The 23,627-nt window shown below is 57.2% G+C and carries 20 protein-coding genes and 1 tRNA gene; 4 read left to right on the top strand and 17 right to left on the bottom strand.

Features of this window, described 5'->3' with window-relative positions; translation table 11 throughout:
- Nucleotides 1-4: 4 nt before the first annotated feature.
- The 3 genes from AC2FLZ_RS08045 to guaB all read right to left on the bottom strand — a co-directional run bounded on the left by AC2FLZ_RS08045 (nt 5) and on the right by guaB (nt 5,104).
- Entirely contained in the window at nt 5-2,296 is a 2,292-nt protein-coding gene (locus AC2FLZ_RS08045; protein WP_496714261.1) for a hybrid sensor histidine kinase/response regulator, read from the bottom strand.
- 108 nt (nt 2,297-2,404) lie between these two features.
- Nucleotides 2,405-3,562 carry an RsmB/NOP family class I SAM-dependent RNA methyltransferase gene (locus AC2FLZ_RS08040; protein ID WP_496822170.1) on the bottom strand — a complete coding sequence of 386 codons (1,158 nt, stop codon included), beginning with the start codon at nt 3,560-3,562 and terminating at the stop codon, nt 2,405-2,407.
- Nucleotides 3,563-3,655: 93 nt separating this feature from the next.
- Nucleotides 3,656-5,104: an IMP dehydrogenase gene (guaB, locus tag AC2FLZ_RS08035; protein WP_480472852.1), complete on the bottom strand. Its 1,449-nt coding sequence runs from the start codon at nt 5,102-5,104 to the stop codon at nt 3,656-3,658.
- Between the two features lie 217 nt (nt 5,105-5,321).
- On the opposite strand from guaB, the gene AC2FLZ_RS08030 reads away from it, so the two are divergent.
- Nucleotides 5,322-7,367 carry an ASKHA domain-containing protein gene (locus AC2FLZ_RS08030; RefSeq protein WP_480476741.1) on the top strand — a complete coding sequence of 682 codons (2,046 nt, stop codon included), beginning with the start codon at nt 5,322-5,324 and terminating at the stop codon, nt 7,365-7,367.
- A 53-nt stretch (nt 7,368-7,420) separates the two neighbouring features.
- On the opposite strand, the gene AC2FLZ_RS08025 is transcribed toward AC2FLZ_RS08030, so the two are convergent.
- The 11 genes from AC2FLZ_RS08025 to AC2FLZ_RS07975 form a co-directional block, all read right to left on the bottom strand.
- Nucleotides 7,421-8,527 (bottom strand): alpha-hydroxy acid oxidase, encoded by a 1,107-nt coding sequence (locus AC2FLZ_RS08025; RefSeq protein WP_480472854.1) that lies wholly within the window; start codon nt 8,525-8,527, stop codon nt 7,421-7,423.
- The gene (comE, locus tag AC2FLZ_RS08020) at nt 8,527-9,081 is read right to left on the bottom strand and encodes a sulfopyruvate decarboxylase subunit beta (RefSeq protein WP_209503877.1); all 555 of its coding nucleotides are present in this window, start codon (nt 9,079-9,081) and stop codon (nt 8,527-8,529) included. The genes AC2FLZ_RS08025 and comE overlap by 1 nt, the downstream gene beginning before the upstream one ends.
- The gene (gene comD, locus AC2FLZ_RS08015) at nt 9,078-9,584 is read right to left on the bottom strand and encodes a sulfopyruvate decarboxylase subunit alpha (RefSeq protein WP_480517090.1); all 507 of its coding nucleotides are present in this window, start codon (nt 9,582-9,584) and stop codon (nt 9,078-9,080) included. Before comD ends, comE begins: the two co-directional genes overlap by 4 nt.
- Before the next feature lie 46 nt (nt 9,585-9,630).
- Complete coding sequence (locus tag AC2FLZ_RS08010) at nt 9,631-10,041, bottom strand: universal stress protein (RefSeq protein ID WP_480553549.1); 411 nt, start codon at nt 10,039-10,041, stop codon at nt 9,631-9,633.
- A gap of 23 nt (nt 10,042-10,064) precedes the next feature.
- Nucleotides 10,065-11,045: an alcohol dehydrogenase catalytic domain-containing protein gene (locus tag AC2FLZ_RS08005; RefSeq protein WP_480493122.1), complete on the bottom strand. Its 981-nt coding sequence runs from the start codon at nt 11,043-11,045 to the stop codon at nt 10,065-10,067.
- Nucleotides 11,042-11,803, bottom strand: coding sequence for an SDR family NAD(P)-dependent oxidoreductase (locus AC2FLZ_RS08000; protein WP_480517094.1), 762 nt, complete (start codon nt 11,801-11,803; stop codon nt 11,042-11,044). The genes AC2FLZ_RS08005 and AC2FLZ_RS08000 overlap by 4 nt, the downstream gene beginning before the upstream one ends.
- Nucleotides 11,796-13,103, bottom strand: coding sequence for a histidinol dehydrogenase (gene hisD, locus AC2FLZ_RS07995; protein WP_496882044.1), 1,308 nt, complete (start codon nt 13,101-13,103; stop codon nt 11,796-11,798). Before hisD ends, AC2FLZ_RS08000 begins: the two co-directional genes overlap by 8 nt.
- 12 nt (nt 13,104-13,115) lie before the next feature.
- Nucleotides 13,116-14,444 (bottom strand): TRAP transporter large permease, encoded by a 1,329-nt coding sequence (locus tag AC2FLZ_RS07990; protein ID WP_480517098.1) that lies wholly within the window; start codon nt 14,442-14,444, stop codon nt 13,116-13,118.
- Nucleotides 14,445-14,455: 11 nt separating this feature from the next.
- Entirely contained in the window at nt 14,456-14,968 is a 513-nt protein-coding gene (locus AC2FLZ_RS07985; protein WP_480517100.1) for a TRAP transporter small permease, read from the bottom strand.
- A 108-nt stretch (nt 14,969-15,076) separates the two neighbouring features.
- Nucleotides 15,077-16,222 (bottom strand): TRAP transporter substrate-binding protein, encoded by a 1,146-nt coding sequence (locus AC2FLZ_RS07980; protein WP_480557873.1) that lies wholly within the window; start codon nt 16,220-16,222, stop codon nt 15,077-15,079.
- Nucleotides 16,223-16,245: 23 nt separating this feature from the next.
- Nucleotides 16,246-16,431 (bottom strand): hypothetical protein, encoded by a 186-nt coding sequence (locus tag AC2FLZ_RS07975; protein ID WP_480557875.1) that lies wholly within the window; start codon nt 16,429-16,431, stop codon nt 16,246-16,248.
- A 135-nt stretch (nt 16,432-16,566) separates the two neighbouring features.
- Here AC2FLZ_RS07975 and AC2FLZ_RS07970 point away from each other — a divergent pair, with 135 nt between their 5' ends.
- The 3 genes from AC2FLZ_RS07970 (at nt 16,567) to AC2FLZ_RS07960 (ending at nt 20,857) form a co-directional block, all read left to right on the top strand.
- The gene (locus tag AC2FLZ_RS07970) at nt 16,567-17,589 is read left to right on the top strand and encodes a LacI family DNA-binding transcriptional regulator (protein WP_480517104.1); all 1,023 of its coding nucleotides are present in this window, start codon (nt 16,567-16,569) and stop codon (nt 17,587-17,589) included.
- 382 nt (nt 17,590-17,971) lie between these two features.
- Entirely contained in the window at nt 17,972-19,192 is a 1,221-nt protein-coding gene (locus AC2FLZ_RS07965; protein ID WP_480603569.1) for an APC family permease, read from the top strand.
- A gap of 126 nt (nt 19,193-19,318) precedes the next feature.
- On the top strand, nt 19,319-20,857 hold the full coding sequence (locus tag AC2FLZ_RS07960) for an MFS transporter (protein ID WP_496808789.1): 1,539 nt from the start codon (nt 19,319-19,321) through the stop codon (nt 20,855-20,857).
- Here AC2FLZ_RS07960 and AC2FLZ_RS07955 read toward each other — a convergent pair whose 3' ends face one another.
- The 3 genes from AC2FLZ_RS07955 to AC2FLZ_RS07945 form a co-directional block, all read right to left on the bottom strand.
- Nucleotides 20,858-22,450, bottom strand: a complete 1,593-nt coding sequence (locus AC2FLZ_RS07955) for a trypsin-like peptidase domain-containing protein (RefSeq protein WP_496882043.1) — start codon at nt 22,448-22,450, stop codon at nt 20,858-20,860.
- Between the two features lie 190 nt (nt 22,451-22,640).
- Nucleotides 22,641-22,714 (bottom strand) — tRNA-Gly (locus AC2FLZ_RS07950).
- A gap of 69 nt (nt 22,715-22,783) precedes the next feature.
- Nucleotides 22,784-23,611 carry a polyphosphate kinase 2 family protein gene (locus tag AC2FLZ_RS07945; protein WP_480472879.1) on the bottom strand — a complete coding sequence of 276 codons (828 nt, stop codon included), beginning with the start codon at nt 23,609-23,611 and terminating at the stop codon, nt 22,784-22,786.
- Nucleotides 23,612-23,627: the final 16 nt, after the last annotated feature.

Here is a 23,627-nt window from a genome sequence, read left to right as displayed (position 1 = left end):
TTCATCAGTTGAGTTGTTGAAACACGGCCTCAGTCAGTTGGTTAAGGGAAAACGGCTTGGGCAGAAAGGTTGAGTTGGCAATATCCGGACCCGTATCGCCGAAAACGCCTTCGGTATACCCGGACACGAAGATCACACGCGCGTCCGGGCGCGTCTCCCTGGCCTTGCGCACCCAGGTCGGCCCGTCCATTCCCGGCATGACTACATCAGTGACGAATACATCAACACTTAACGCGGGATCTTCAAGCAGTCGAAGCGCCTCTTCCGCCGAGTCCGCCTCGAGCACGGTGTAACCCTTCAGCCGCAGGGCGCGCGTTGCAAAAGCACGAACAGGCGCCTCATCCTCGACCAGCAGCACCACGCCCTCACCCTGCCTGGCACTCTGAGATTCGGGCTGGGCTGGCAACTCGGCTTCGACTTCGGTCGCTGTCTCACAAACCGGAAGGAAAACCGTGAACTCGGTACCCCGTCCAATAGCACTGTCGACAAAGATGAAGCCGCCGGTCTGCTTGACGATCCCGTATGCCGTTGACAACCCCAACCCGGTGCCTTCACCAGTTCGTTTCGTCGTGTAGAAGGGTTCGAAAATCTTCTGCAGCTTGTCTGTCGGTATACCAACGCCGCCATCTACAACCTTGACTGTCACATAGTCGCCCGGTTGCACGGTTGCCCTGTCCCGCATCAGAGGTTGCGAAAGGGTCAACACGCTGGTTTCGATGCGAATTTCGCCCCCGTCCGGCATGGCATCCCGCGCATTAACGACAAGATTCATCAGCACCTGCTCGAGTTGGCGCTTGTCCGCCCGCACGGGTTTGAGCACCGGATCGTGGCTCAGCGTTAATTGCACCTTTTCGCCAACCAAACGGTTCAGCAGGTGAATAAGGTCCGAGATCGTGTCACGCAGATCCAACACTTCGGGCCTGAGGGTCTGTTTCCGCGAAAACGCCAAAAGCTGACTGACCAACGCGGCGGCCCGGTTGGCATTCTGATTGATCTGCACCAAATCCCCGTAATCCGGGTCATTCTGGTCATGGCGCAGCAGCAGCAGATCGCAGTGACCCGAAATGGCTGTCAGCAGGTTGTTGAAATCATGTGCTACACCTCCGGCCAATTGCCCTACGGCCTGCATCTTCTGGCCCTGAACGAATTGAGCTTCCAGCGTCTTCAGTTCAGTCGCATCGTTCAGAACCGCGATCAGGTATATCTTTCCGTCGACAAACACGCGGCTCAGGGTGACTTGAACAAAGATTTCCTTGTCGTCTCTGATGAACTGCAAGAACTCTGATCGCTGCGTTTCTTCTTGCGCTTCGGTCCGTTTCAACCATTCCAGCACAGGGCCACTCATGCCCCGCATGATGTCGCTGATATTACAGCCTTCAAGCTGCTTCTTTCCCAACAGTTTCGCCGCCAGCCGATTACTGTCCAGGATGATGCCGTCCACGGAAAGCCTGAGAATTGGAACCGGAAGGTCGGAGAAAGACATGACCGCATCCTGTGCGGGCATCTGCGTAACCGGTAACAAACAAAGGCTTCGTTCCGACCCGGATTGAGAAAGTTCGGACACGGCTGCCAGAATATGACCATCGCGGGTCCTGACCGCGTTGACAGCTCCAATCCGCGGTTCTGCTTCGCTGAAAATATCCTGCACTCCGGCAGGGTGCGCACCAAACAAACGCTCGGCCGTGGCATTGACGCGCAATACATCACCTGCGCGTCCAATGGTTACAACCGGCAAGCCAAGGGTTTGCCAACTATCCTGTTGAACGTAGTTAAAGCTCCAGCAGAACAGCCCCGGCCTCAATCGATGCACGGAAACTGAAATGGACCGGCCGCCACCGGGAAACTCGCTCTGGGCGCGTCTCGCGGCTTGCGCACGTGATTGCAGGCTCAGTAAGATCGCCGATGGATTGGCAAACTTGGAGCGTAAACAGCGGGCCAGGGTTTCGCCCCGTACGGCCCCCAACTTTTTCTCCGCCAGGACGTTCGCGGCCAATATGTCACCATAGCTGTTCGAGATCACAACCGGAGCATCCTCGCGCTCTGCGAAAGCGGCCAAAAGGGCCGATATCTGATGCAAATGCCTGTTTGTAATCGCCCCCTTGATCCCAAACAAAAGCGCCACACCCAACAGGGAGATGCCTGTTGCCAGCAATCCTTTTGTCCAGTCCGACGGCATAAATCCAACCGCAGGTGCCAGGCTGATCAACAGCGCTAGAAACACCAACGACCCGATCCGAAACACCGATGGAGTATTGGCGGCTGAAGGGGCTGGAAAGAACTCAGTGGTGTCAGGCATAAACGGCTCGGGCACAGGTTTTGCGGTAATAACAGGTAGAATTGGTTAACACTCGCCTAACGGCGCTAAAAAACAATTCAGCTACCCAAGGTTGTATTTACTGAAAGATCAGCGCGTCAAGTGTGACGTAAAGAATCCGTCGGACCCGCGCGTTACCTGCCATGCGTGCCGGAAGGTTTCGCGCCAGCCCGCATGTTGCGCCAGAAACCTGTCGACAACCGCATCGTTCTCGTCCGCAAGAACCGAGCATGTCGCATATGCCAGCACTCCACCTGCTTGGACGAACGGCGTGATTTGTGCAAGAATGTCAGCTTGGATGAGCGTGAGATCTTGCAAACGTTCTTCAGTCAATGCCCATTTACCTGCTGGCGCGCGCCGCCACGAACCGCTGCCGGAACACGGGGCGTCGGCCAAAATGACGTCAAAAGGCCCGTGATTGGCAAGCTCTGTGTTGTTCAGGATGGTTATTCTGGCCCCTGCCCGTTCTGCCCGCGCCGGAACATCCTTCATTCGGCGTGCGTTTACATCATGAGCGTACACTTCGACACCCTTGTAGGCCGCAATCGCAAGCGACTTGCCACCGCCTCCGGCGCAGTAGTCCAAAACGCGCATTCCAGGGCGCAGATCCAAGGCAGCAACGACAGCCTGACTTGCCGCATCCTGAAGCTCGACCAAACCCTGAGCGTAAGCCTGACTTTGCGCGATCTGACGCGCCCCTTCTGTCACCTCCAGAGCAGTCTCGCATAACGGCGTTGGACGGGCTGAAATGCCGTCGGTCGCCAAAGCATCAATCGCCCGGGTTACATCCGCTTTTAACATATTGACCCGCAGAAAAACCGGGGCGCGCTCTTGCAATGCCAATGCGCATGGCACGGCGGCATCGTTCAAGGATGCAACGAACCGTGGCCACAGCCAGTCGGGAAGATCATATCTCTCGGCGTCGGATGCAAAAGCTCTTGATATTTCGTCATTTTGAAGGGCTTCCGGCGCGTGGCGGTCGCCGGTAAACAACTCAACCGGATCTTCACCCGATGCGCGAATTGCGCCGATCATCAGGCCGCGGCCAGTTCCGGAACCACCCAACGCAGCAAACGAGCGTTTGCACCGCAAAGCATCAAACACATGATCGCGAATAGCTGCCCGATCCTTGGAACCCGCAAACCTGCTGCGCCGTGCCCAGCCGGTCAGCGCCTTTTCAACCGGGGCCCCGGCGAGAATTTCATCCAGAACTTCAATCGAGGCCTGAACGCGGGCAGCAGGTGTCATCACGGATTACCTTGGCTAAAACAGGCCGTGACAGGCCAATTCAAAATCACTACGGCACCCCGTGCATGGGTGCCGTATGTCATGCGCAACGGCTTACATCAGCCGGTAGTTCGGGCTTTCACGTGTGATCTGAACATCGTGTACGTGGCTCTCTTTCAGACCTGCGCCCGTGATCTTTACGAATTGGCAGTTTCTGCGCATCTCTTCGACAGTCGCGCAGCCGGTGTATCCCATCGCAGCGCGCAAACCACCAACAAGCTGGTGGATCACTGCGCTGGCTGATCCTTTGTAAGGAACCTGCCCTTCGATCCCTTCGGGTACCAGCTTGTCATTTGCCGCGTCCTTCTGGAAATACCGATCCGCCGATCCGCGCGCCATCGCACCAAGACTGCCCATACCGCGATAGGATTTGAACGACCGGCCCTGATACAAAATGACCTCACCCGGGCTTTCATCTGTGCCCGCGATCATCGAACCGACCATGGCGCAAGACGCGCCGGCCGCAATTGCCTTGGCAAAATCGCCCGAGAACTTGATGCCACCATCCGCAATGACTGGAACATCCCCCGCCGCAGCCGCACAATCACTGATCGCGGTCAGCTGAGGGACACCAACGCCCGCCACCATGCGAGTTGTACAGATCGAGCCGGGGCCAATGCCCACCTTGATGGCGTCAGCACCCGCGTCGATCAGCGCCTTGGTCGCCTCGCCTGTAGCCACGTTTCCGGCAATGATCTGAACCTCGTTCGACAGAGTCTTGACCCGTCTGACCGCATCCAGCACCCCCTGAGAGTGACCATGCGCCGTATCGACGACGATGATATCCACGCCCGAAGCCACCAGCTGCTCGGACCGCTCAAAACCCGCGTCCCCAACCGAAGTCGCGGCAGCCACTCGCAGGCGGCCAAGCCGGTCTTTGCACGCAGTTGGATTCAGAACCGCCTGTTCGGTGTCTTTCAGCGTTAGCAGACCTGTCAGTTTTCCCGTGCCGTCGACCACCAGCAGCTTTTCGATACGACGGGCCCGCATCAGGCTTTTGGCTTCTTCCAGATCGGCGGGTTCTTTCAGCATTGCCAGGTTTTCCGAGGTCATCATCGCCTTGATCGGCGTGTCGTCGGAATTGGCAAAGCGCATATCCCGGTTGGTTACGATACCAACCACGCGGCCATCCGCGTCAACTACCGGGAAACCGGTGAAATTATAGCGCTCGACCAGAGCCTTCGCATCGGCCAGGGTTTGATCCGCGCGCAAGGTAACAGGGCTATAGACGATACCCGACTCGAACCGTTTGACGCGGCGAACCTCGCGAGACTGCTCTTCTACGGAAAGGTTCTTGTGGATGACCCCAATACCGCCTGCCTGTGCCATGGCAATGGCCATGCGCGCCTCGGTTACCGTGTCCATGGCCGAGCTCAGCAGCGGGATGTTCATGGTAATCTCACGCGTGACACGCGTGGTTGTGTCCGCTGTTGCCGGCAGCACTGAAGATGCGGCCGGAACCAGAAGAACGTCGTCAAAGGTGAGTGCCTCACGAATCTGCATCTGAATACCCCATGCAAAAGCCCGTTTGGCGGTGACCCTATTGCATGGATTGAACCAAAGGAAAAGCCCTTGGGGGCAACTCTGTGGCTCCAGTTGCCTATACAGCCAAAGAAAACGACGCATGCCGCGCAAATCGTGCCGCTGTTGGCCCTTTCCCTTTGCGCTCAAACCCATATCTTGCCGGGAAAACGCGCGAACACAAAAAGGCATGTCACTCATGACCACCGACCCACTTGTCGTCTTTACCCCGTCCGGCAAACGCGGGCATTTTCCTGTCGGCACGCCAATTCTGACCGCAGCCCGCCAATTGGGAGTGGATCTGGATTCGGTCTGCGGGGGCCGTGGTATCTGTTCAAAGTGTCAGATCACCCCAAGCTATGGCGAGTTTCCCAAGCACGGCGTCACGGTGGCCCAGGATGCGCTGAGCGAATGGAACGCGGTCGAGCAGCGATATGACGACAAGCGTGGCCTGAAACCAGGTCGTCGTCTGGGCTGTCAGGCCTCGGTTCAGGGCGATGTCGTGATCGACGTGCCGCCGGAAAGCCAGGTACATCGTCAGGTCGTTCGCAAAGCCGCCACCGCACGCGCCATCACCATGGATCCGGCAACTCGTCTGTATTTCGTGGTGGTCGAAGAACCCGACATGCATTCGCCAACCGGTGATCTGGAGCGCCTTGAACGCGCGCTGCGCGAACAGTGGAATATTGACGCGGTCACGGCGGACCTGTCACTTTTGTCCAAGTTGCAACCGGTTCTGCGCAAAGGCAAATGGGAAGTCACTGTGGCCGTTCACAAAGGTCACAAGGACAGCGTCGCACGCATTGTCGAAATCTGGCCCGGCTTGCACGAAGGCGGGCTGTATGGGCTGGCCATCGACCTTGGCTCAACTACGATTGCGGCTCACCTGACCGACTTGGAAACCGGCGAGGTCAAGGCCTCATCGGGCCTGATGAACCCGCAAATCCGCTTTGGCGAAGACCTGATGAGCCGTGTTTCATATTCCATGATGAACCCCGGCGGGGATCAGGAAATGACAAAAGCCGTGCGCGAGGCGATCAATGATCTGACCACCTCAATCGCTGAAGAAGCCGGCATTGACACCGCGCTGATCGTGGAAACGGTGTTTGTCTGCAACCCGGTCATGCACCATCTGCTTCTGGGTCTGGACCCGGTGGAGCTGGGTCAGGCGCCTTTTGCCTTGGCATCGTCCGAGTCGATGTCCCTGCCCGCACGCGAGATGGAACTGACCAACATGAACCCTCGCGCGCAGGTCTATATCCTACCTTGCATCGCGGGCCATGTAGGCGCGGATTGTGCGGCGGTTGCCCTGTCCGAGGAACCCGGTATTTCCGAGGATTTGGTTCTGATCGTCGATGTGGGCACCAATGCCGAAATCCTGCTGGGCAACACCAGCCGAGTTCTGGCCTGTTCCTCACCCACCGGGCCTGCGTTTGAAGGCGCTCAGATCAGTTCTGGCCAGCGCGCAGCACCCGGCGCGATCGAGCGGATCGAAATCGATCCCCTCACCAAGGAACCCCGCTTTCGCATCATTGGGTCCGAGAAATGGTCGGACGAAGACGGCTTTGACCTTGATGTCGCCACCACTGGTATCACCGGTATCTGCGGCTCGGGCATTATCGAAGCTGTGGCCGAGATGCGTATGGCCGGCCTTCTGGATGAAAGCGGCCTGATCGGATCGGCCGAGCAGACTGGAACGGCCCGCTGCATCCCCGAAGGCCGCACTCACGCTTACCTGATTCACGATGCCAGCGCCGAAGGTGGCCCCCGCATCACTGTCACGCAAGGCGACATCCGCGCCATCCAACTGGCCAAATCCGCGCTTTATGCCGGTGCGCGTCTGCTGATGGACGAGATGGAAGTCGACAAGGTGGATCGAGTGGTTCTGGCCGGTGCCTTTGGCGCCCATATTTCAACCAAGCACGCAATGGTTCTGGGCATGATCCCTGATGCTCCGCTGGACAAGGTCACCAGCGCGGGTAACGCCGCTGGTACAGGCGCGCGGATTGCGCTGTGCAATATCGGATCACGCGCTGAAATCGAACGCGTCGTGCGCGAGATCACCAAGATCGAAACCGCAATTGAGCCGAAGTTCCAAGATCATTTCGTGGCCGCCAACGCGATCCCGCACAAGACCGATCCGTTCCCGGAACTGGCGCAGGTTGTCACGTTGCCCAATCCAAGCTTCAACACAGGCGGAGAAAGCGAAACAGGCGGTGGACGCCGCCGCAGACGCCGCGGTTAAACCAGCATAGGAACGACTCGAAGGTACGCCTCGGGTCGTTCTCCATATTTGGTTCAGGTTGCGCGTCGCACCTCGTCCAGCGACGAAACGCCCATCTGCGCCATGGCAATACTCATTTCATCACTCAGCACAGACCACAGCTGCTCAAGCCCTTCTTCCCCTTCTGCCGCGATTGCAAATTGCAGGATGCGGCCGAAGAAGGCAAAATCTGCCCCGTTTGCCAAGGCTTTCAAAACATCCTCGCCCGAGCGCAAACCGCTGTCGTAAAACAGCGGATAATCCGGACCGACGGCGTTCCGAATTTCCGGCAATACGGCAATCGGCGCTGGCGCACTGTCCAACTGGCGCCCTCCGTGGCTTGAGACCTGAATGGCATCGACACCTGCCGACTTGAGGCGCAACGCGTCTTCAGCATCCAGAACGCCTTTGACCACCAGCTTCCCGGCCCACTGTTCGCGCAGACGGGCCAAAGTCTCCCAAGTCGCCTTGGCCCGGCTTTCCCGACGATCAAAATCATATCCGCCCATCAGGAAATTCGCCATACCGGGCTTGCCCCGCAGCAGCGTGGACAGCGACCACCGCGGATGAAGCGCAAAATCAAGCACCTGTTTCAGGCCCATTTTGAACGGCATCCTGAACCCATGGCGCAATTCACGCGGGCGACGCCCCACTTCGGGCACGTCCACCGTCAGCACCAGTGTTTCGTACCCCGCTGACTTTGCGCGCTCGACCAGCTTGAATGTACCACTGCCATCACCGCTGAAATACAGTTGAAACCAGGCATGTCCTTCTGCCTCGAGAATCAGGTCTTCCATCGGAGTCGATGCGACGGTTGATACCCCAAGCGGCACCTCGTACCGCGCCGCAAGACGTGCCAGCATCAGGTCTGCACCGGGGGCCGACAGGTTGCACATACCCATCGGTGCGATGCCAAACGGGCGCTGGGTCGACCTGCCAAAGACGGAACAAGCAAGCGACCTTTCACTGACGTCTTTCAGAATCCGTGGACGAAGGATCTGCGCATCCAGTGCAGCCCTGTTTCGGGTTGCGCCAACCTCGGCCCCGGCAGACCCATCGATATAGTCAAACACCATCCACGGCAGGCGCCGCCGGGCCAGGCGGCGCGCGTCTTCGGAACTGTGGATAGCGCTGGATAGCATCAGGCCTGTACGGCCTTCATGAACCGGTCGCGGATCACCACCGGATCCATCGTGATAACCGGCATCTTGGCATTTCCGCTTTCACACTTGGCCACGATGATGGTCATCTGTTTCGAATCCAGCGCTTCTTGCAGCACGCGGCCGGTATCTTCTGCCTGACATTCGATTACGCGCTCGCATCCTGCGGCTTCCGCCATTTTCGCCAGAGAGGTCTTCTGCCCCGCATATGTCGGCTGATCCCCAGTGGACCCGTACGACCCATTGTCGACGATCAACAGGATATAGTTGTCCGCCACGTTATTGGCGATGGTCGGCAAAGTACCCAGATTGGTCAGGACCGACCCATCCCCATCGATCACGATAACAGGCTTGGGCTGCGACAAGGCCAGACCCAGACCGATGGATGAGGCCAGCCCCATCGTGCCCAGCATGTAGAAATTGGTGGGCTGGTCGTCGATGGCATGCAGTTCCTGACTTGGAATGCCGATGTTACAAACAACAAGCTGATCGCGCAGGATCGGAGCGATTTCTTTCAGAATTTCAGAACGGATCATTGGTCGCCATAGCCTCCCCAGAAACTGGCATCGGTCAGAATGGCGACCGGTTTGTTGCACATAAAGGTGTATTTGAGGATCGCGTCGAGTTCCTCAACATCTGACTGATGGTGGAAGTGATAAGTCGGGATATTCAACTGAGCCAACAGCGCTTTTGTATGCACAGCCATTTCAACCTGGCAGGCAACCGGTTCGCGCAGCTCTCCGCGATAGGAAATCAGCATGGGCAAAGGCATGCGATAATACTGGATCAGTGTCGCCAGCGTGTTGATCGTCACACCGATTGCGGTGTTTTGCATGATGATCGCGGGACGCTTGCCGCCCATCCATGCTCCGGCGCACAGGCCCATCCCCTCGTCTTCCTTGTTGGACGGGATGTGATGGATGTCCTCTCGCTGGTCGATTTCAGCGATGACGCCTGCCAGTTGCTTGCAGGGGACGGTGGTGACGAACGAGATATCGTTGGCCACCAGATCGTCGGTTATCTTCTTGTCTATGTTCATGGTCGGGCTGTTGGTCCTGTTGGGGCGCATGGCGCGATGAAGGAAATCAGGTTCTGCGGTGTACGTGTACAGCGCAGGGGGCATGACGAACGACGCGTGACGCTGTCGATCCCAAAAAATAGTCGCTCAGGTCCGGTTTGTGGGAACCTATAACAATGCAGTCCACATTGTTGCTGGTCGCGTAGTCAATAATGGTGCGGGCGGTGTGCCCTTTAATGATTTCGGCTTTCACACCGTCGAGCCCGTCAACCTTTTGCAACAATGCCCCCCTCGCACGTTCGAACCCTTCGGCCACTGCGGACTTGTCCAGATAGGCGCTGACCGATCCCTGTGGCATTTCGTAGACATGTAAGCCTATGATCTCGGCCCCGTTTTCCGATAAGGCATGCGCGACTTCCAGCGTATGTTGTGAAATGCCGTGATCCAAAGCCATCGGGACCAGAATTTTCTTGTACATGGTGGCCTCCAGTTCTGTCGGGTTTATCCCCAGGGTCTCAGGATAATCTTCGGTGCGGCTACGGAGCCAGAGCGGATATCGCGAAACGCCTGGGCGCCATCGGCCAATGCACGCTCTTCAACCCAATTCAGGGCGCCAAGACGGCCGTCAAAGATCGCTTGAGCGGTGTCGCGGAAATCCTGCGCGGAGTAGGTGTAGGATCCGATAAAGGTAATTTCCTGCAAGGTCATGCGACGCACGTCCAGACCTCCGGCATCTTCACCCAATCCGACATGCACGATCACGCCGCCCGGCGCGGCCATGGCCGAAGCGACCGACCGTGTCGCGGCATATCCGACAGCATCAATGACCAACGGGAAAGACCCATTGGGCGCATCCACGAGTGCAAAACTTTCGATTTCCGCCAGAAAAGCCCGGCGCAACGCGTTTGGTTCCGCGATTGTAACGTCTTCAATGCCCTGTGCCCGCAGGGCCAAGGCCGCCGCAAGGCCAATGGCCCCACCGCCAATCACCAAGGCGCGGCGGTCCATCGCAGAATGCAGAGCCTCGATCCCCAATCTGACTGCGTGCCAGCTTACCGCCAGAGGTTCGGCCAGCGCAGCTTTGGCGAAAGAGACATCCTCGGGCACGTCGACAAGATTTCTGCCGGGCATCGAGACATATTGCGCGAACGCCCCTTCGCGCGGCGGCATCGAGATGATCTGTCGGTTCGGGCACAGATTCTCGCGACCCGTCCGACATGCATCGCATTGACCACAGCTTACCAGCGGGTTGATCGTCACCCGATCACCAGCGCGGATACCATCAGCGATGACACCGGCTGCCTCGTGCCCGAGGATCAGAGGCGCTGGGCGACGTGTATCATGGCCCAGATAAGCGTGCATGTCCGATCCGCAGATGCCAACCGCCTCGACCCGGATCAGGTGTTCCGATGCGCCCGGTTCGGCATTCGGCACATCGTCGAACACCATTTGTTCAACACCTTTGTAAACCAGAGCCTTCATTTGGCTGTAAACCCTCCGTCAACCATCAAAACCTGCCCCGTGACATAGTCAGACGCCCGAGAGCATAAGAACAAGATCGGCCCGTCAATATCCTGCATCCGCCCATTGCGTCCGATACAGGTTTGCTCGGCGTTCCGTTCTGCGCGCTTGGAGTCGTCGAACACGGCCTGCGTCAGTTCGGTGGGGAAGAACCCCGGCCCGATGGCGTTGGCGGTTATGCCAAAGGGCGACCAGGCCTCGGCCATGGCGCGTGTCAACTGCCCGATCCCCGCCTTGGATGCGCCATAGGCGATACCACCAGGAAAAGCGCGCGTTGTTTGCAGCGAGGCGAAATTGACAATACGCCCCCACCCCTTTTCCTTCATCGCCGGAACCATCGCCTGGCTGAGGAAGAACGGTGCGCTGAGGTTTAGGGCAAGCGTGGCATCCCACCCCTCAGGAGTAACATCATCCGCAGCCTCACGCGTGTTCACCCCAGCCGCATGGACTAGAATATCGGGGGGGTCAAACTTGGAAGCGACGGCCTGCGTCAGCGCATTCACCCCATCGCGATCTGCAACGTCTGCAACAACCGCTGCAGCGCGCGTGCCAATCTCGGCCTGCATCTGCGCCAATGCCTCGCTGCGCCGGGCTACGCCGACAACACGCGCACCGGCAGCGGCAAGAGTCCGAGCCACTTGCCGCCCAAGCCCCGAGCTGGCACCGGTGATACACGCCACCCGGCCTGTCAGGTCGAATAAAGTGCGCGGGTCATCCATCGGCGGTCAAGTCGAACTGCTCGTCCGGGAAATACTTCGCAAGACGCACATCTGCGGCGCGGGCGTGACCTTCCATTCCTTCCAACCGCGATATCCGCGCGGTCGCTTCGGCAATGGGCTTCGACCCTTCGCGCGTGGCCCGCTGCCAAGTAACGATCTTCATGTACTTATGGACACTCAACCCACCAGTATAGCTGGCCGCGCCCGATGTTGGCAGAACATGGTTCGTACCGGTCGCCTTATCACCGTATGACACGGTGGTTTCCTCGCCCAGAAACAGCGATCCATAACAGGTCAGCCGTTCCAGCCACCAGTCCAGATCCTCAGCCTGAACCGTCAGATGCTCAGGTGCATATTCGTCGGAACAGGCGGCCATCTCTTCGCGGTTGGAACAGACGATAACCTCGGCATAATCGCGCCATGCGGCCGAGGCGTTTTCGCGGTTCAATTCCGGCAGATCGGCGATTAGCGCAGGCACCAGTTCCATCACTTTTTGCGCAAGGCCACGATCATCAGTGACCAGCCAGACCGGTGAGTTGTATCCGTGCTCCGCCTGACTGACCAAATCGGTGGCAACGACATGCGCATCGGCAGACTGATCGGCAAGGATCAAACTGTCGGTCGGACCTGCGATCATGTCGATACCAACCTTGCCGTAAAGGATGCGCTTGGCTTCGGCTACGAATTGATTGCCGGGGCCCACAAGGATGTTGGCGCGTGGCAAACCAAACAGACCGTAGGTCATGGCGGCAACGCCCTGCACGCCCCCCATAGCCAGAATGCTGTCGGCCCCACTGATATGGGCCGCATAAACGATGGCAGGCGCAACCCCTTCGCCAGGGCGCGGAGGCGAGCAGGCCGTGATGTGGCGACATCCCGCAACCTTGGCGGTGGTCACTGTCATAATTGCGCTGGCGATGTGGCTGTATCGCCCACCCGGCACGTAACACCCCGCAGCATCCACTGGAATTGCCTTCTGCCCAGCAACGAAGCCCGGCACGATCTCAGTCTGGACGTCAGAAACGGTGGCTTTTTGCGTCTCGGCAAAGCGCCGAACGTTGTCGTGGGCGAAACGGATGTCGGCCTTCAGCTTTTCAGAAACTTTTGCACAGGCGGCCTCAATCTCAGCCGGGGTCAGCAAGACATTCCCTTTGTACTTGTCGAACTTGGCGGCATATTCTCTTGCCTTTGCATCACCGCCCGCCTCGATATCGGTCAGAATGGTCTTCACCGTATCATGCACCTCTGAGGCGTGTGATTGAGCCGTTAAAGTTGCCTTTTTCAGATATTCGCGAGGCATGTTCAGCAGGTCCTATTGGTAGATTTCAGGTAACAATGTTGTCGACACGGCTGGCACGTAGGCGATCAGGATCACCACGATCAGCATGGTCAATACGAAAGGCACAGCTCGGGCGGCAATCTTCAGAATGGATTCACCGGTAATGCCAGACACGACGAACAGGTTCAGCCCAAGCGGCGGGGTGATAAAGCCCACTCCCAGTGCGGTGATCATCATGATGCAGAACTGGATCTCGTTCATGCCGATATTGTCAGCCAATGGTTTCAGGATCGGTGCCAGGATCACGATATTCGGTGTCGTCTCCATGACGCAGCCCGCTGCGATCAGGATGCCGATCATCAGCAGGATCAGCAGATACGGATCGTCTGTCAGCGAGGTCACCGAAGTGACAAACCCTTGCGGAACGCCCATGATCGCCAGCGCCTCGGCCAGCGGTGCCGAAAAGGCGATGATCGGCAGGATCACCCCGTTCACCTTTGCAGAGCTGACCAGCATCGACGGAAAATCTGCCAATGTCAGCGTACGCAGGATGAAGCCCATGATGATGGTGACGACAACAGCCGTGGCACCAGCCTCAGTCGGTGTCAGGCGCCCCGAGAAGATGCCATAAAAGATAATCCCCGGTACGATAAAGGCATACCAGCCGGACCTGAGCGCCTTGCCCAGATTGGCGAACCACTCCCCCATGGTCATCATGCCGCCGCCTTCGTAAGCATAAAGGCGGTTCATGATGATGTTGGTGATCAGGATCGACACGAGGATAGCCAGACCCGGGATCAGAGCGGCCAGAAAAAGCGTCGATGCAGAGATACCCAGCACAAGGCCAATGATAATGTAGGCGATCGAGGGCGGTATCAGGATACCGGTGCAGGCACCGGCCGCGACCAGAGCACAGGCGTAGGGGCGCGGATACCCGCTTTCCACCAACCGGTTGATTGTCATCCGGCCGACCGCAGCAGCCCCGGCGGCATCCGACCCCGAAATCGCCGCAAACATTCCGCAGACCAGCACAGTGGCCGATCCGAAACCACCCTTGGCGAAGCATGTCAAAGCCTCGGCAACATCCAGAAACTTGCGTGACAACCCCGTCCGTACCAGAACATCCCCGGTCAGGATAAACAAGGGCACGGCAGTCAGGGCAAAAGCGTCAATGCCTGTAAACAGGCTCTCTCCGACAAGGCTGAGAGGAAGGTCTCCGGACATGATCAGCATTACGATCGCAGCCGTTCCTATGGCCGCCCAAACCGGTACGGCCAAGGCGATCAGGGCAACAAACAGGATCACCGGCAGATAAAAATCCCAGCCCAGTTCAACGGTTTGATTGAGGGAGTTCCAAAGCATCCGGTTTCTCCTCAGTCAAACAGTTTGTCGCCTTCGAAGACGGGCGTGCCGTCGCGAAGGCATTTCAGATCGCGCAACAGGGATTGGATCAGTCGCCAGATCATCAGGGCAAATCCAGTCGGCACGGCCATCAGGAACCAAACCTTGGAAATCCGCAAACCGTCCGTAACGGAACCAAACTTGGCCGAAACGTGAACCGCCTCATATGACCAGTAGAGTGCGATGATCGCCACCATGAACATCACCAGATCGCCGAAGATATAAAGCAGCGCTTTGGGGCGTGGTCCGACATAGTGCATGATCACATCAATCCGGATATGAGCGCGCTCTTTCACCGCGGCAGCCGCACCAATCCAAGCCAGGTAGATAAAGGAGTACCGTACGATTTCCTCGCCCCAAATCGAGGAATAGGCGAATATCTCACGCCGCAGCACCTCGATGGCCATAGTGATCACCAGCATCACGTAGAACACCAGCAGCAACCAGCGTTCGGCGTTTCGGTCAATTTTCTGAAGAACGGTCATCTGATCCTCCGGCGATGGAACAGCCAGGTCCGCACCTGCCTTGTCGGGCCGCTGTTGGCCGCGCGGTACAAGAATCGTGGACGCCAGCAGGCGCCCACGGGTTTCACCTTAGGCGTCGTGGACGTAATATTTACCCTGCGTACCAGCCGCTTCGACCAGCTTCTCAAAGTTGTCCATCGAACCAGCCAGTTCCGTCTTGAACGGATCCCATTCCGAACGCTGATACCCACCGGCATCCTGCCATTCCGCCAGCTGATCATCGCTGAGCGAATGGAATTCAACACCAGCCTTGTTCAACTCGGCCATGGCATAGGCGCGGGCCGACGGAACCTTGGACAGGTTCTGATGACCAGTCATCTCGGCACCCCACATGATGCCTTCCTGCACGTCAGCAGGCATCGAGTTGAACCACTCCAGATTACAGGAATAAACCTGACTGTCCGGAACGGCCTGCGTGAAGGTCACATGGCTGAGGATGTCCTTGAAACCGAAAACATACAGCGCCCCTACCGACGGGTCGAGCGCGTCGGCAACACCCTGCTTGATCGCCGAAGGCGTTTCACCCCATGCGACAGGCGTCGGGTTGGCACCGACCATGCGATAGTATTGTTGCAGCATCTTCGATCCGGGAACGCGGAACTTGATCCCGCCCATATCTCCCGGGGTTATGACCGCATTGCCGCCCTGCCGGACTGCGACAACACGCGGATCGATATTCACGTAGAACAAGGCTTTGAAGCCTGCCGCCTCGACCTTGGGATGGACTTCGCTTTTCCACGTGTCTGAATGGACAAGGTTGGTGAAGCGCTGGTTCGACCCGCACAGATACGGCATGTTGATCAGGTCGACCGTGGACGCAAAAGGTGCAAAATTCGACAGAGAATGCTGCGCGGCCTGAATCGTTCCACCCTGTACTTTCTGCACCAGCGCGCCGCCCGCGCCTAGCTGGCCACCGGGGGCCAATTTGACATAGACCTTGCCGTTGGTGGCATTCTGGATGTTTTCCTTCAGGTCCAACTGCATGATGGGATAGCTGCGCGACGCGCCCAGCACATAGGCTGTCGCCACCGTCATAACATGGTCAGCGGCCTTCTCACGCTCACTCTCTTCTTTTGCGGTTTGCGCGGCGGCCTCTGAAGACCACAAAACACCCCCAACCCCGGCAACCAATGCGGCTGTGAACGCGCCACTTGCGCTCAGCTTCAGAAAGTTGCGGCGCTCTGCTGACGCCAGTTCAATCTTGTCGTTGTTCATGAATTGCCCTCCCAAGCTAAAGTTCAGCTGCCGTTCGTTGCGTTTCGGTCAGCTTCCTTTTTCAGAATTGCGACAACGAACAAAATCGACGCCGCGAACAGAACCAACATCTCTCCTACGTCGCCAAGAAACGCGCGGCCTGAGAAAGCACCCAAAGCAACGTTGGCGAAATAGATCGCGAAAACGACGATAGATGCAGCAAGGACCATTTCCGGGACTCCCTTTTCAGAATCGGCTCAACACCTTTGTAAGCGCTTACATCATTATTGCAAGCGCTTACATTGACCCTTTCATCATCTGAGAAATGCGATTAACTTAAGCCAACCAGAATTGAGAGTTCGAGAATGTCAAAACATCGGTCTGCTCCGACACTGGATGACGTTGCCAAGGCCGCGGGCGTTTCGACCGCGACAGTGTCCCGGTGTCTGAACAACCCGCAGCAAGTTGTTGAAGCAACGCGCAAGCGTGTCCTGTCGACGGTTGAAGAATTGGGGTACACGCCAAATTTCGCGGCCCGCGTGATGGCGGCCAAGCGGTCATTTACCATTGGCGCCATCATCCCAACCATGGAAAACGCTATATTCGCAAGGGGGTTGCAAGCGTTTCAGGAAGCGATACATCAGCGTGGCTACACATTGCTGGTCTCCAGTTCAGCCTATGAGCCCGAAGCGGAAAAGGATCAGATCCGAACATTGGTTGCACGGGGTGCAGACGGGCTGTTGCTGATCGGTCATGACAGGGACGCAGATATCTATGATTACCTGGATAGACGGAAAGTGCCCGCGCTGGTTGCCTGGTCCTTTCTGCCGGACAAACCTGTGCCGTCAGTTGGGTTTGACAACCGCAAAGCCATGAAAGCGCTGGCAGACCAGATCATCAGACAGGGGCATACGCGTCTTGCGACGATATCGGGTATCAGTTCGGGCAATGATCGGGCGCGGCTCAGGATCGCAGGGATAAAAAGCGCCATGGCTGACCACGGCTTGCAGCCGGATAACCTTATGGTGATCGAAACCACCTATGAATTCGAAAATGGCGCGACGGCGTTCAGGGATCTCATGGCGAGAGACACACCGCCGACCGCAGTTTTGTGCGGAAACGATGTTCTGGCTGTCGGCGCATTGAGACAGGCGCAAAAAATGGGGCTCCGAGTGCCCGAAGACGTGTCGATTACCGGCTTTGACGACATCGAAATCGCGCGCATTGTCAGCCCTGCCCTGACAACGGTTCACGTGCCCCACCGTGAAATGGGTCAAAAAGCTGCGCAGGAGTTGATACGGATGATCGAAACGAACTCTGCAGGCCAGTCTTTGGAACTTTCAACCCATTTGGTCACCCGAGACTCCTTGCTTGGCCGCATGCCCTAAGGCTCAGGAAGTTCGGCGATTTGTTCCCGAGTTTATTGCGTGTGAAAGGTGCACCGTTCTACGATTCAGTATGACGATCCGCTTTCATTGACCTGAATCAAGGCACGCAATACGACCACATAGTGAAGTACGAATATATCAACGGGCCCGACGCTCACCTGCCTGACCCCAAGCAAATTTACCGGTGATCAGTATTTCAACGGCGCGAAGGTTTCACTCCACGGGCGCGGCAAATGCGAGGCGCACTCTTCTGCCGACTACGCTCTGGCTTCTCGGGACCAAACGCACGTCAGTCACTCATATGATCGAGGCAACGGGACCAAGCAGAGAAACTTTAATGCCAACCCAAGACACGCAACGCATTCCAATTGGCGGATAGATGATGTCCATCGTTGAACAAAATACACCAAAGCTGCGACGGGCGCTGACGACCCCGCTGCTCACGCTCTATGGGCTTGGGGTAACCGTCGGCGCTGGAATATACGTGCTTGTTGGTGCGACGGCCGGGATTGCGGGCCCATTTGCCGCTGTTTCGTTCCTGATTGCCGCGCTTGTTGTTGCGCTGACTGCCCTGTCCTACGCAGAACTGGCAACCCGATATCCTGTGAGTGCGGGTGAAGCCGCTTATGTCGAAGCAGGGTTTCAGAAAAGCTGGATGGCCGTGCTGGTCGGTCTCGCCGTGGCCGCCTCGGGCATCATCTCGGCCTCGGCCGTGGCTATCGGGGCCGCGTCGTACCTTCAAACGCTTACAGGTTTAGGCATTTCAAGTCTGACAATCGGTGTAGTTCTGGTCATGGGGCTGATCGCCCTATGGGGGATCACGCAGTCGGTAATGGTGGCGGCAGTCATTACCATCATAGAAATCAGCGGGCTACTCGTCGTTATTGGTTGGGGCCTGTCCCTTCCTGAGCCTCAGGGCTATGCGCTCACCCAGATGGTTCCCGGGCTGGACCCAAACGCCTGGAGAGGGATATTGGCCGCTTCGCTTCTGGCGTTTTTCGCCTTTGTGGGTTTCGAGGACATGGCGAATGTCGCTGAAGAAGTTAAAGACCCCGCCGGAACAATCCCGAAAGCGATCCTGTTGACGCTTATTCTGGCTACGGTCTTGTATCTTGGTACGTCCATGACTGTTCTGTATGTGGTGCCGATCGATGTCCTTTCGACGTCCGCCGCGCCGCTGGCCCTGATTTTTACGGACGCGCCCGATGTTATCCAGCAGGGGTTTTCAGCCATTGCCATCGTTGCGACGATCAATGGTGTTCTGATCCAGATGATCATGGCATCCCGCGTGATTTACGGGCTCGCGGATCGGGATCATTTGCCAAAGTTTCTGGCTAAGGTATCTCAGGTCACTCAGACGCCAACGGTAGCGACAATCATGGTCACGGCGATAATCCTGTTGCTGACCCAAACGCTTCCAATCGCCATTCTGGCCGAGCGGACGTCGCAAATTGTTCTGGGAGTCTTTGTGCTGGTCAATCTGTCACTGATCCTTTTGAAGACCCGGGCTGAAACCGATGAACCGCAGTTCCGCGTGCCGCTTGTTGTTCCCCTCTTTGGGGTGGTGACCAGTTTGTTGCTTTTTGCGTCCGCATTTCTGTAACCCTGTGTCATTAGGTCAAGGAAATCCTGCGATGCGATTTACGTGAACATGACCACTGACCAGCCTTCTACAAGAGTGCGGCTTTCTGCATGGTGGCATAGAACCTTTGTTGATCTGGCCCGACAGATGCAATGGTCCTACCTGCCACCGCTCATGGTCTATTTTGCCGCCGGTGTTTCTGGTTTGACATCGGTCGTCGGTGCCTTCTTTCTTAAGGACTACCTTAACCTATCCGCATCCTTTGTTGCCGGGCTGGCGTTTTGGGCCGGGCTTCCCTGGATCCTGAAAATGCCGCTGGGTCATATTGTTGATCTGTTTTGGCGGTGGAAGTCATTGCTGATCCTATTGGGGGCAACCCTGATCACCTTGTCCCTGCTCACTATGTACGGGCTTGTAGCCTTTCCCGGACATATGGCTGATGTCATGCCGCTGGAACATTGGTACATCATTGCCCTGCTCTTGGCGCCTTCCGGCTATGCCATTCAGGATGTTGTCGCCGACGCGATGACAGTCGAAGCCGTTCCAAAGATCAATCCCGACGGGCAGCCGTTTTCGCCCGAGGAAACCCGTGCACAGCATACAACTATGCAAACACTGGGCAGGATCGCCATTTTCTCCGGTTTTGCAGCCGTTGCCGCGGTCAATATCTGGGTGTTCTCGGGAACCGAGGGCATGCAGAAATCAGACCGCCTTGCATTGTATGGCAACGTCTACCTGATCGCGCTTGTCATTCCACTGCTGTCCGTCAGCGGTGTGGTTTTGCACGGTTTGATACAGCGTCAACGTCTTCGCCAAGGTCATCCCCCTCATACCCATGACGAAACCACCGAGGTCAAATGGCCGATCCTGCTGGGCGGTCTCGCCTTTGTTGTATTGAGTATCGTGTTAGGAACATCGAATTTCCAACTCGCCCAGGAAACTATTTTTGCAGTCTCTCTGAGTGTGATCTTGTACCTGATGTCACGCTTGGTGAAGGAACTGAACCCAAATCAGGCAAAGGCCCTGATTGGTACGGCGATAATCATTTTCGTGTTTCGTGCGGTTCCTCTGCCCGGGCCGGGGTTGACCTGGTTCGAAATCGACGAGTTGGGGTTTGACGAGCAGTTCCTGGCAATCCTGGCGCTTCTGACGTCCCTGCTTGCATTGGTGGGGCTCATCGTCCTGAGACCATTTATGGCCAACCGCTCGATTGCGCAGGTCGTCATCATTCTGACCATCGCGTCGGGGGTCCTCGCCCTGCCCAACCTAGCGCTGTATTACGGCGTGCATGAATGGACATCTGCGCATACCGGCGGGATCGTAGACGCAAGGTTCATCGCAGTCCTCGACACCGCAGTTGAATCTCCGCTGGGTCAAATCGCGATGGTTCCGATGCTGGCCTGGATCGCACGTAATGCTCCTGTGCATCTGAAGGCAACTTTCTTTGCCGTCATGGCGTCATTCACCAACATGGCATTGTCGGCCAGCAGTTTGGCAACGAAATACCTGAACCAGATTTTCGTGGTGTCGCGCGCGGTAACCGACCCGGAAACCGGTGTCGTCACATCGATTGCCGATTACGGCCAACTTGGGCACCTGTTGATCGCCGTGGGCCTGATTTCTGTGATCGTTCCGTTGGTGGTCGTATTCCTTGTTCAAAAATCGCCGTTCCAGACCAACGACTGATTACTGGCTGACAGTTTCTCTCAGCAAGGTTTTCAGGTGCAAAACCGGAACCCCGATGTTCGAGCCCCCGAACTCTGGCAGGATCGCGGCGTTAATCGCGACCACCTCTCCCTTGCGGTTCAGGGCCGGCCCTCCGCTTCCTCCTGACGTTGTTTCCGCGTCATAAACGACTGCACCCGGGCTTGTCTGCGCCACAATTCCTCGGCTGGCGAGAGGTTGAACCTGGTTTTGCGCAGATAACCGTGCGGCGATCGTCCAGAAATTGACGGACCCGTCTTTTTCGAGCGTATTCAGAAACTCCGGCCCCGCCTGCGCAATTAATGATTTCAGGCCAGTAGGATACCCCAGCAGAAAGACTTCGTCACCGCTTCGTGGAAGATCTTCCGCCAGTGGCAATCCCAGCCCCTCGATACGGTTTGGATCAACCGACAAAAGTGCCAGATCAGCGGTTTCACTGAACCGGTCCAAAGTAGCCTCGATCGGATCGGTCTGACCTGGCAGATAGGCCAGCAACCGAAGCATCTCGGCCTCAAGACCTGCGTTTTTCAGTGCCTGAGCTTGGTCGCCGGATGTCCAGGGCAAGGCAACGTGGCGGTTGGTGGCCATCAGCGGCGCACCCTCCAGCAGAAATCCGGTGCCAGTGAACTGGAACTCCGCGGGCTCGCCTGTTGCGTCCGGTTCGATCCAGGGTTGTCCGAAGGGTGTTTGCAACTTCTCTCCGTTCGGCCCCAACACGTGGCGCAGCAGTTTACCGCTTTCGATATGACGCAATCCGTAGGCGCCCTGAATGAAAGCCACGGATTGAGTAGAGGCGGTGATGACCCGCGTAGACGCCCCCGCGCGTTGTTCAAGGGTACCCAGCCGCTGCTCGGTTGATATCAGCTGGTTCTGAAAGGCTTCCCTCAACGCCACAAGGTCTTCGGGGGTTAGAACATCTTCCCGCGTCTGGCTAAGCATGGTCGCCACAGCTTCAATCTTGCGAGCTTCCTGTTGCAGGCTGTCGGCCAGTCTCCGGTCGTTTTGATAAAGCAGGAACAGCAGACCTGCGATCAGCGCAATCGCGGCTACTACCGTAATCCTGAAGAACATAGTGGTTTGAGAAACAAGCCTTCGCCCACTCTCACGCAGCGCACCCGACATTCTTTGGGCAAAGGGTCGGCGACTTGACCGCGCATAGGCATAGGCGTCGCTCAGGATATCCTCGACCGTATGACGGATGGGAAACCTCTGAGTACATATGCGGTATCGGGAGATCGGGCCCAATTCGCCAAACTCGATCATGTCGCCGTGTTTCAGCGTTGCCGACACAATCTTGTGGCCATTGACCCAGATGTCTTGCCCTGCCAGCGCGTTGAGCACGTAGCCCCCCTCGGTCCACTGAAGCGTTGCGATATCTTCGTCATGGGGCGGTGTGTTGTCTTTCAGGCGTAGGCCTAGCGCACGGCCTTCGCCAACTGAAACAGTCAATGCGCTGTCGACAAGCCAGGAAACCGTTCCACGGGACGGGCCGGTCAGGCTCTCCAGAAAGGCATGAACATCACCTGCGCAAGGCTCTTGGGGGGTTCTCGTGCCGGTCTGATCAATTTCCCGCATAGTTGGGCTCTGCTCAACAGTGATGGGGTCACTCTATCATAAGACGCCCGGAATCCTACTAATCGCAAGGGGGATGCCCCAAACCGGAACTATCTACAGGCATAAATCAATTTGGTGGAACGTCCCGAAACGACCCCCATGCCTGCCAGAGCAGGCCTTCACCGGAAATCGCCGTCTTACCTGAGAGTTCTGGAGCGGGTAGCGGGAATCGAACCCGCGCGTTCAGCTTGGGAAGCTGACAGGCTACCATTACATCATACCCGCCGCACCTCTGAGATATAACCAGAGTTCCCTGACGCGCAAGCCAGATCGTTTCAGCTCGCCCGGAAAATGTCACTCAGTCCGCGCACGAAGACTGTCGATCAGCGAGTCTTCAACATCCAAAGCCTGGATGGCCGCCTCAAGCGTACGGCTGTCCAGATGTTGCGGGTTCAGATCGACCCCTGCTGAAAACGCTTTGACAATGGCCTTCATGGCGCTGATGCGCGCATATCTTTTGTTATTGGCCGGTATTACGTGCCACGGCGCCAGATCGGTTGACGTCCGGGCCAACATTTCATCCACGGCGACCTCGGTAACATCCCATTTCTCGCGATTCCGGAAATCCTCGTACGTCAACTTCCAGCGCTTCAACGGGTTTCTTAGCCGTTCTGTAAACCGCTGCATCTGTTCATCTTCAGAGATGTGGAAGAACAGCTTGACGATCCGGGCACCATCGTCGACCAGCATGCGTTCGAAATCATTGATTTCCTGATAGGCAGCGCGCCAGCGCGTTTCCGGGGTCAGGTTCTCGATCCGCTCAACCAACACGCGCCCGTACCAGCTGCGGTCAAATGCGGATATCGCTCCGGACGGTGGCAAACGTTCCCAAAACCGCAGCAGGTAATGCCGGTTGAGGTAGTAGTTCCTGGGTGCCCCAATTGGCCAGACCTTAAAGCTGCGCGGGTCCAGAGCCTGGCTGATCCTGCGAATGGTTCCCCCCTTGCCTGCCGCATCCCATCCCTCGAACACCAGCACACCCTTGAGCCCGTGAAACAGATACGCTTGCTGAATCCTGGCCAGTTTGGCCTGAAGATCAATCAGTTGCTCGAAATACTCCTTTTTGCCCAACCGCTTGGTCAGATCCGCTTCTGAGAGTTTCGGGGGGTGATGTTTGCTCATCGTGCCACCTGATCGT

The sequence above is a fragment of the Ruegeria sp. YKSF131 genome (genome assembly GCF_059612645.1).
Note: the sequence above shows the minus strand (reverse complement) of the source record. Positions and strands in the feature narration are given on the sequence as shown.

Bases quoted from the DNA above. Each gene is read 5' to 3' on its own strand.
- AC2FLZ_RS08045 (WP_496714261.1), bottom strand. From the start codon at position 2,296: ATGCCTGACACCACTGAGTTCTTTCCAGCCCCTTCAGCCGCCAATACT.
- AC2FLZ_RS08040 (WP_496822170.1), bottom strand. From the start codon at position 3,562: ATGACACCTGCTGCCCGCGTTCAGGCCTCGATTGAAGTTCTGGATGAA.
- guaB (WP_480472852.1), bottom strand. From the start codon at position 5,104: ATGCAGATTCGTGAGGCACTCACCTTTGACGACGTTCTTCTGGTTCCG.
- AC2FLZ_RS08030 (WP_480476741.1), top strand. From the start codon at position 5,322: ATGACCACCGACCCACTTGTCGTCTTTACCCCGTCCGGCAAACGCGGG.
- AC2FLZ_RS08025 (WP_480472854.1), bottom strand. From the start codon at position 8,527: ATGCTATCCAGCGCTATCCACAGTTCCGAAGACGCGCGCCGCCTGGCC.
- comE (WP_209503877.1), bottom strand. From the start codon at position 9,081: ATGATCCGTTCTGAAATTCTGAAAGAAATCGCTCCGATCCTGCGCGAT.
- comD (WP_480517090.1), bottom strand. From the start codon at position 9,584: ATGAACATAGACAAGAAGATAACCGACGATCTGGTGGCCAACGATATC.
- AC2FLZ_RS08010 (WP_480553549.1), bottom strand. From the start codon at position 10,041: ATGTACAAGAAAATTCTGGTCCCGATGGCTTTGGATCACGGCATTTCA.
- AC2FLZ_RS08005 (WP_480493122.1), bottom strand. From the start codon at position 11,045: ATGAAGGCTCTGGTTTACAAAGGTGTTGAACAAATGGTGTTCGACGAT.
- AC2FLZ_RS08000 (WP_480517094.1), bottom strand. From the start codon at position 11,803: ATGGATGACCCGCGCACTTTATTCGACCTGACAGGCCGGGTGGCGTGT.
- hisD (WP_496882044.1), bottom strand. From the start codon at position 13,103: ATGCCTCGCGAATATCTGAAAAAGGCAACTTTAACGGCTCAATCACAC.
- AC2FLZ_RS07990 (WP_480517098.1), bottom strand. From the start codon at position 14,444: ATGCTTTGGAACTCCCTCAATCAAACCGTTGAACTGGGCTGGGATTTT.
- AC2FLZ_RS07985 (WP_480517100.1), bottom strand. From the start codon at position 14,968: ATGACCGTTCTTCAGAAAATTGACCGAAACGCCGAACGCTGGTTGCTG.
- AC2FLZ_RS07980 (WP_480557873.1), bottom strand. From the start codon at position 16,222: ATGAACAACGACAAGATTGAACTGGCGTCAGCAGAGCGCCGCAACTTT.
- AC2FLZ_RS07975 (WP_480557875.1), bottom strand. From the start codon at position 16,431: ATGGTCCTTGCTGCATCTATCGTCGTTTTCGCGATCTATTTCGCCAAC.
- AC2FLZ_RS07970 (WP_480517104.1), top strand. From the start codon at position 16,567: ATGTCAAAACATCGGTCTGCTCCGACACTGGATGACGTTGCCAAGGCC.
- AC2FLZ_RS07965 (WP_480603569.1), top strand. From the start codon at position 17,972: ATGTCCATCGTTGAACAAAATACACCAAAGCTGCGACGGGCGCTGACG.
- AC2FLZ_RS07960 (WP_496808789.1), top strand. From the start codon at position 19,319: ATGCAATGGTCCTACCTGCCACCGCTCATGGTCTATTTTGCCGCCGGT.
- AC2FLZ_RS07955 (WP_496882043.1), bottom strand. From the start codon at position 22,450: ATGCGGGAAATTGATCAGACCGGCACGAGAACCCCCCAAGAGCCTTGC.
- AC2FLZ_RS07945 (WP_480472879.1), bottom strand. From the start codon at position 23,611: ATGAGCAAACATCACCCCCCGAAACTCTCAGAAGCGGATCTGACCAAG.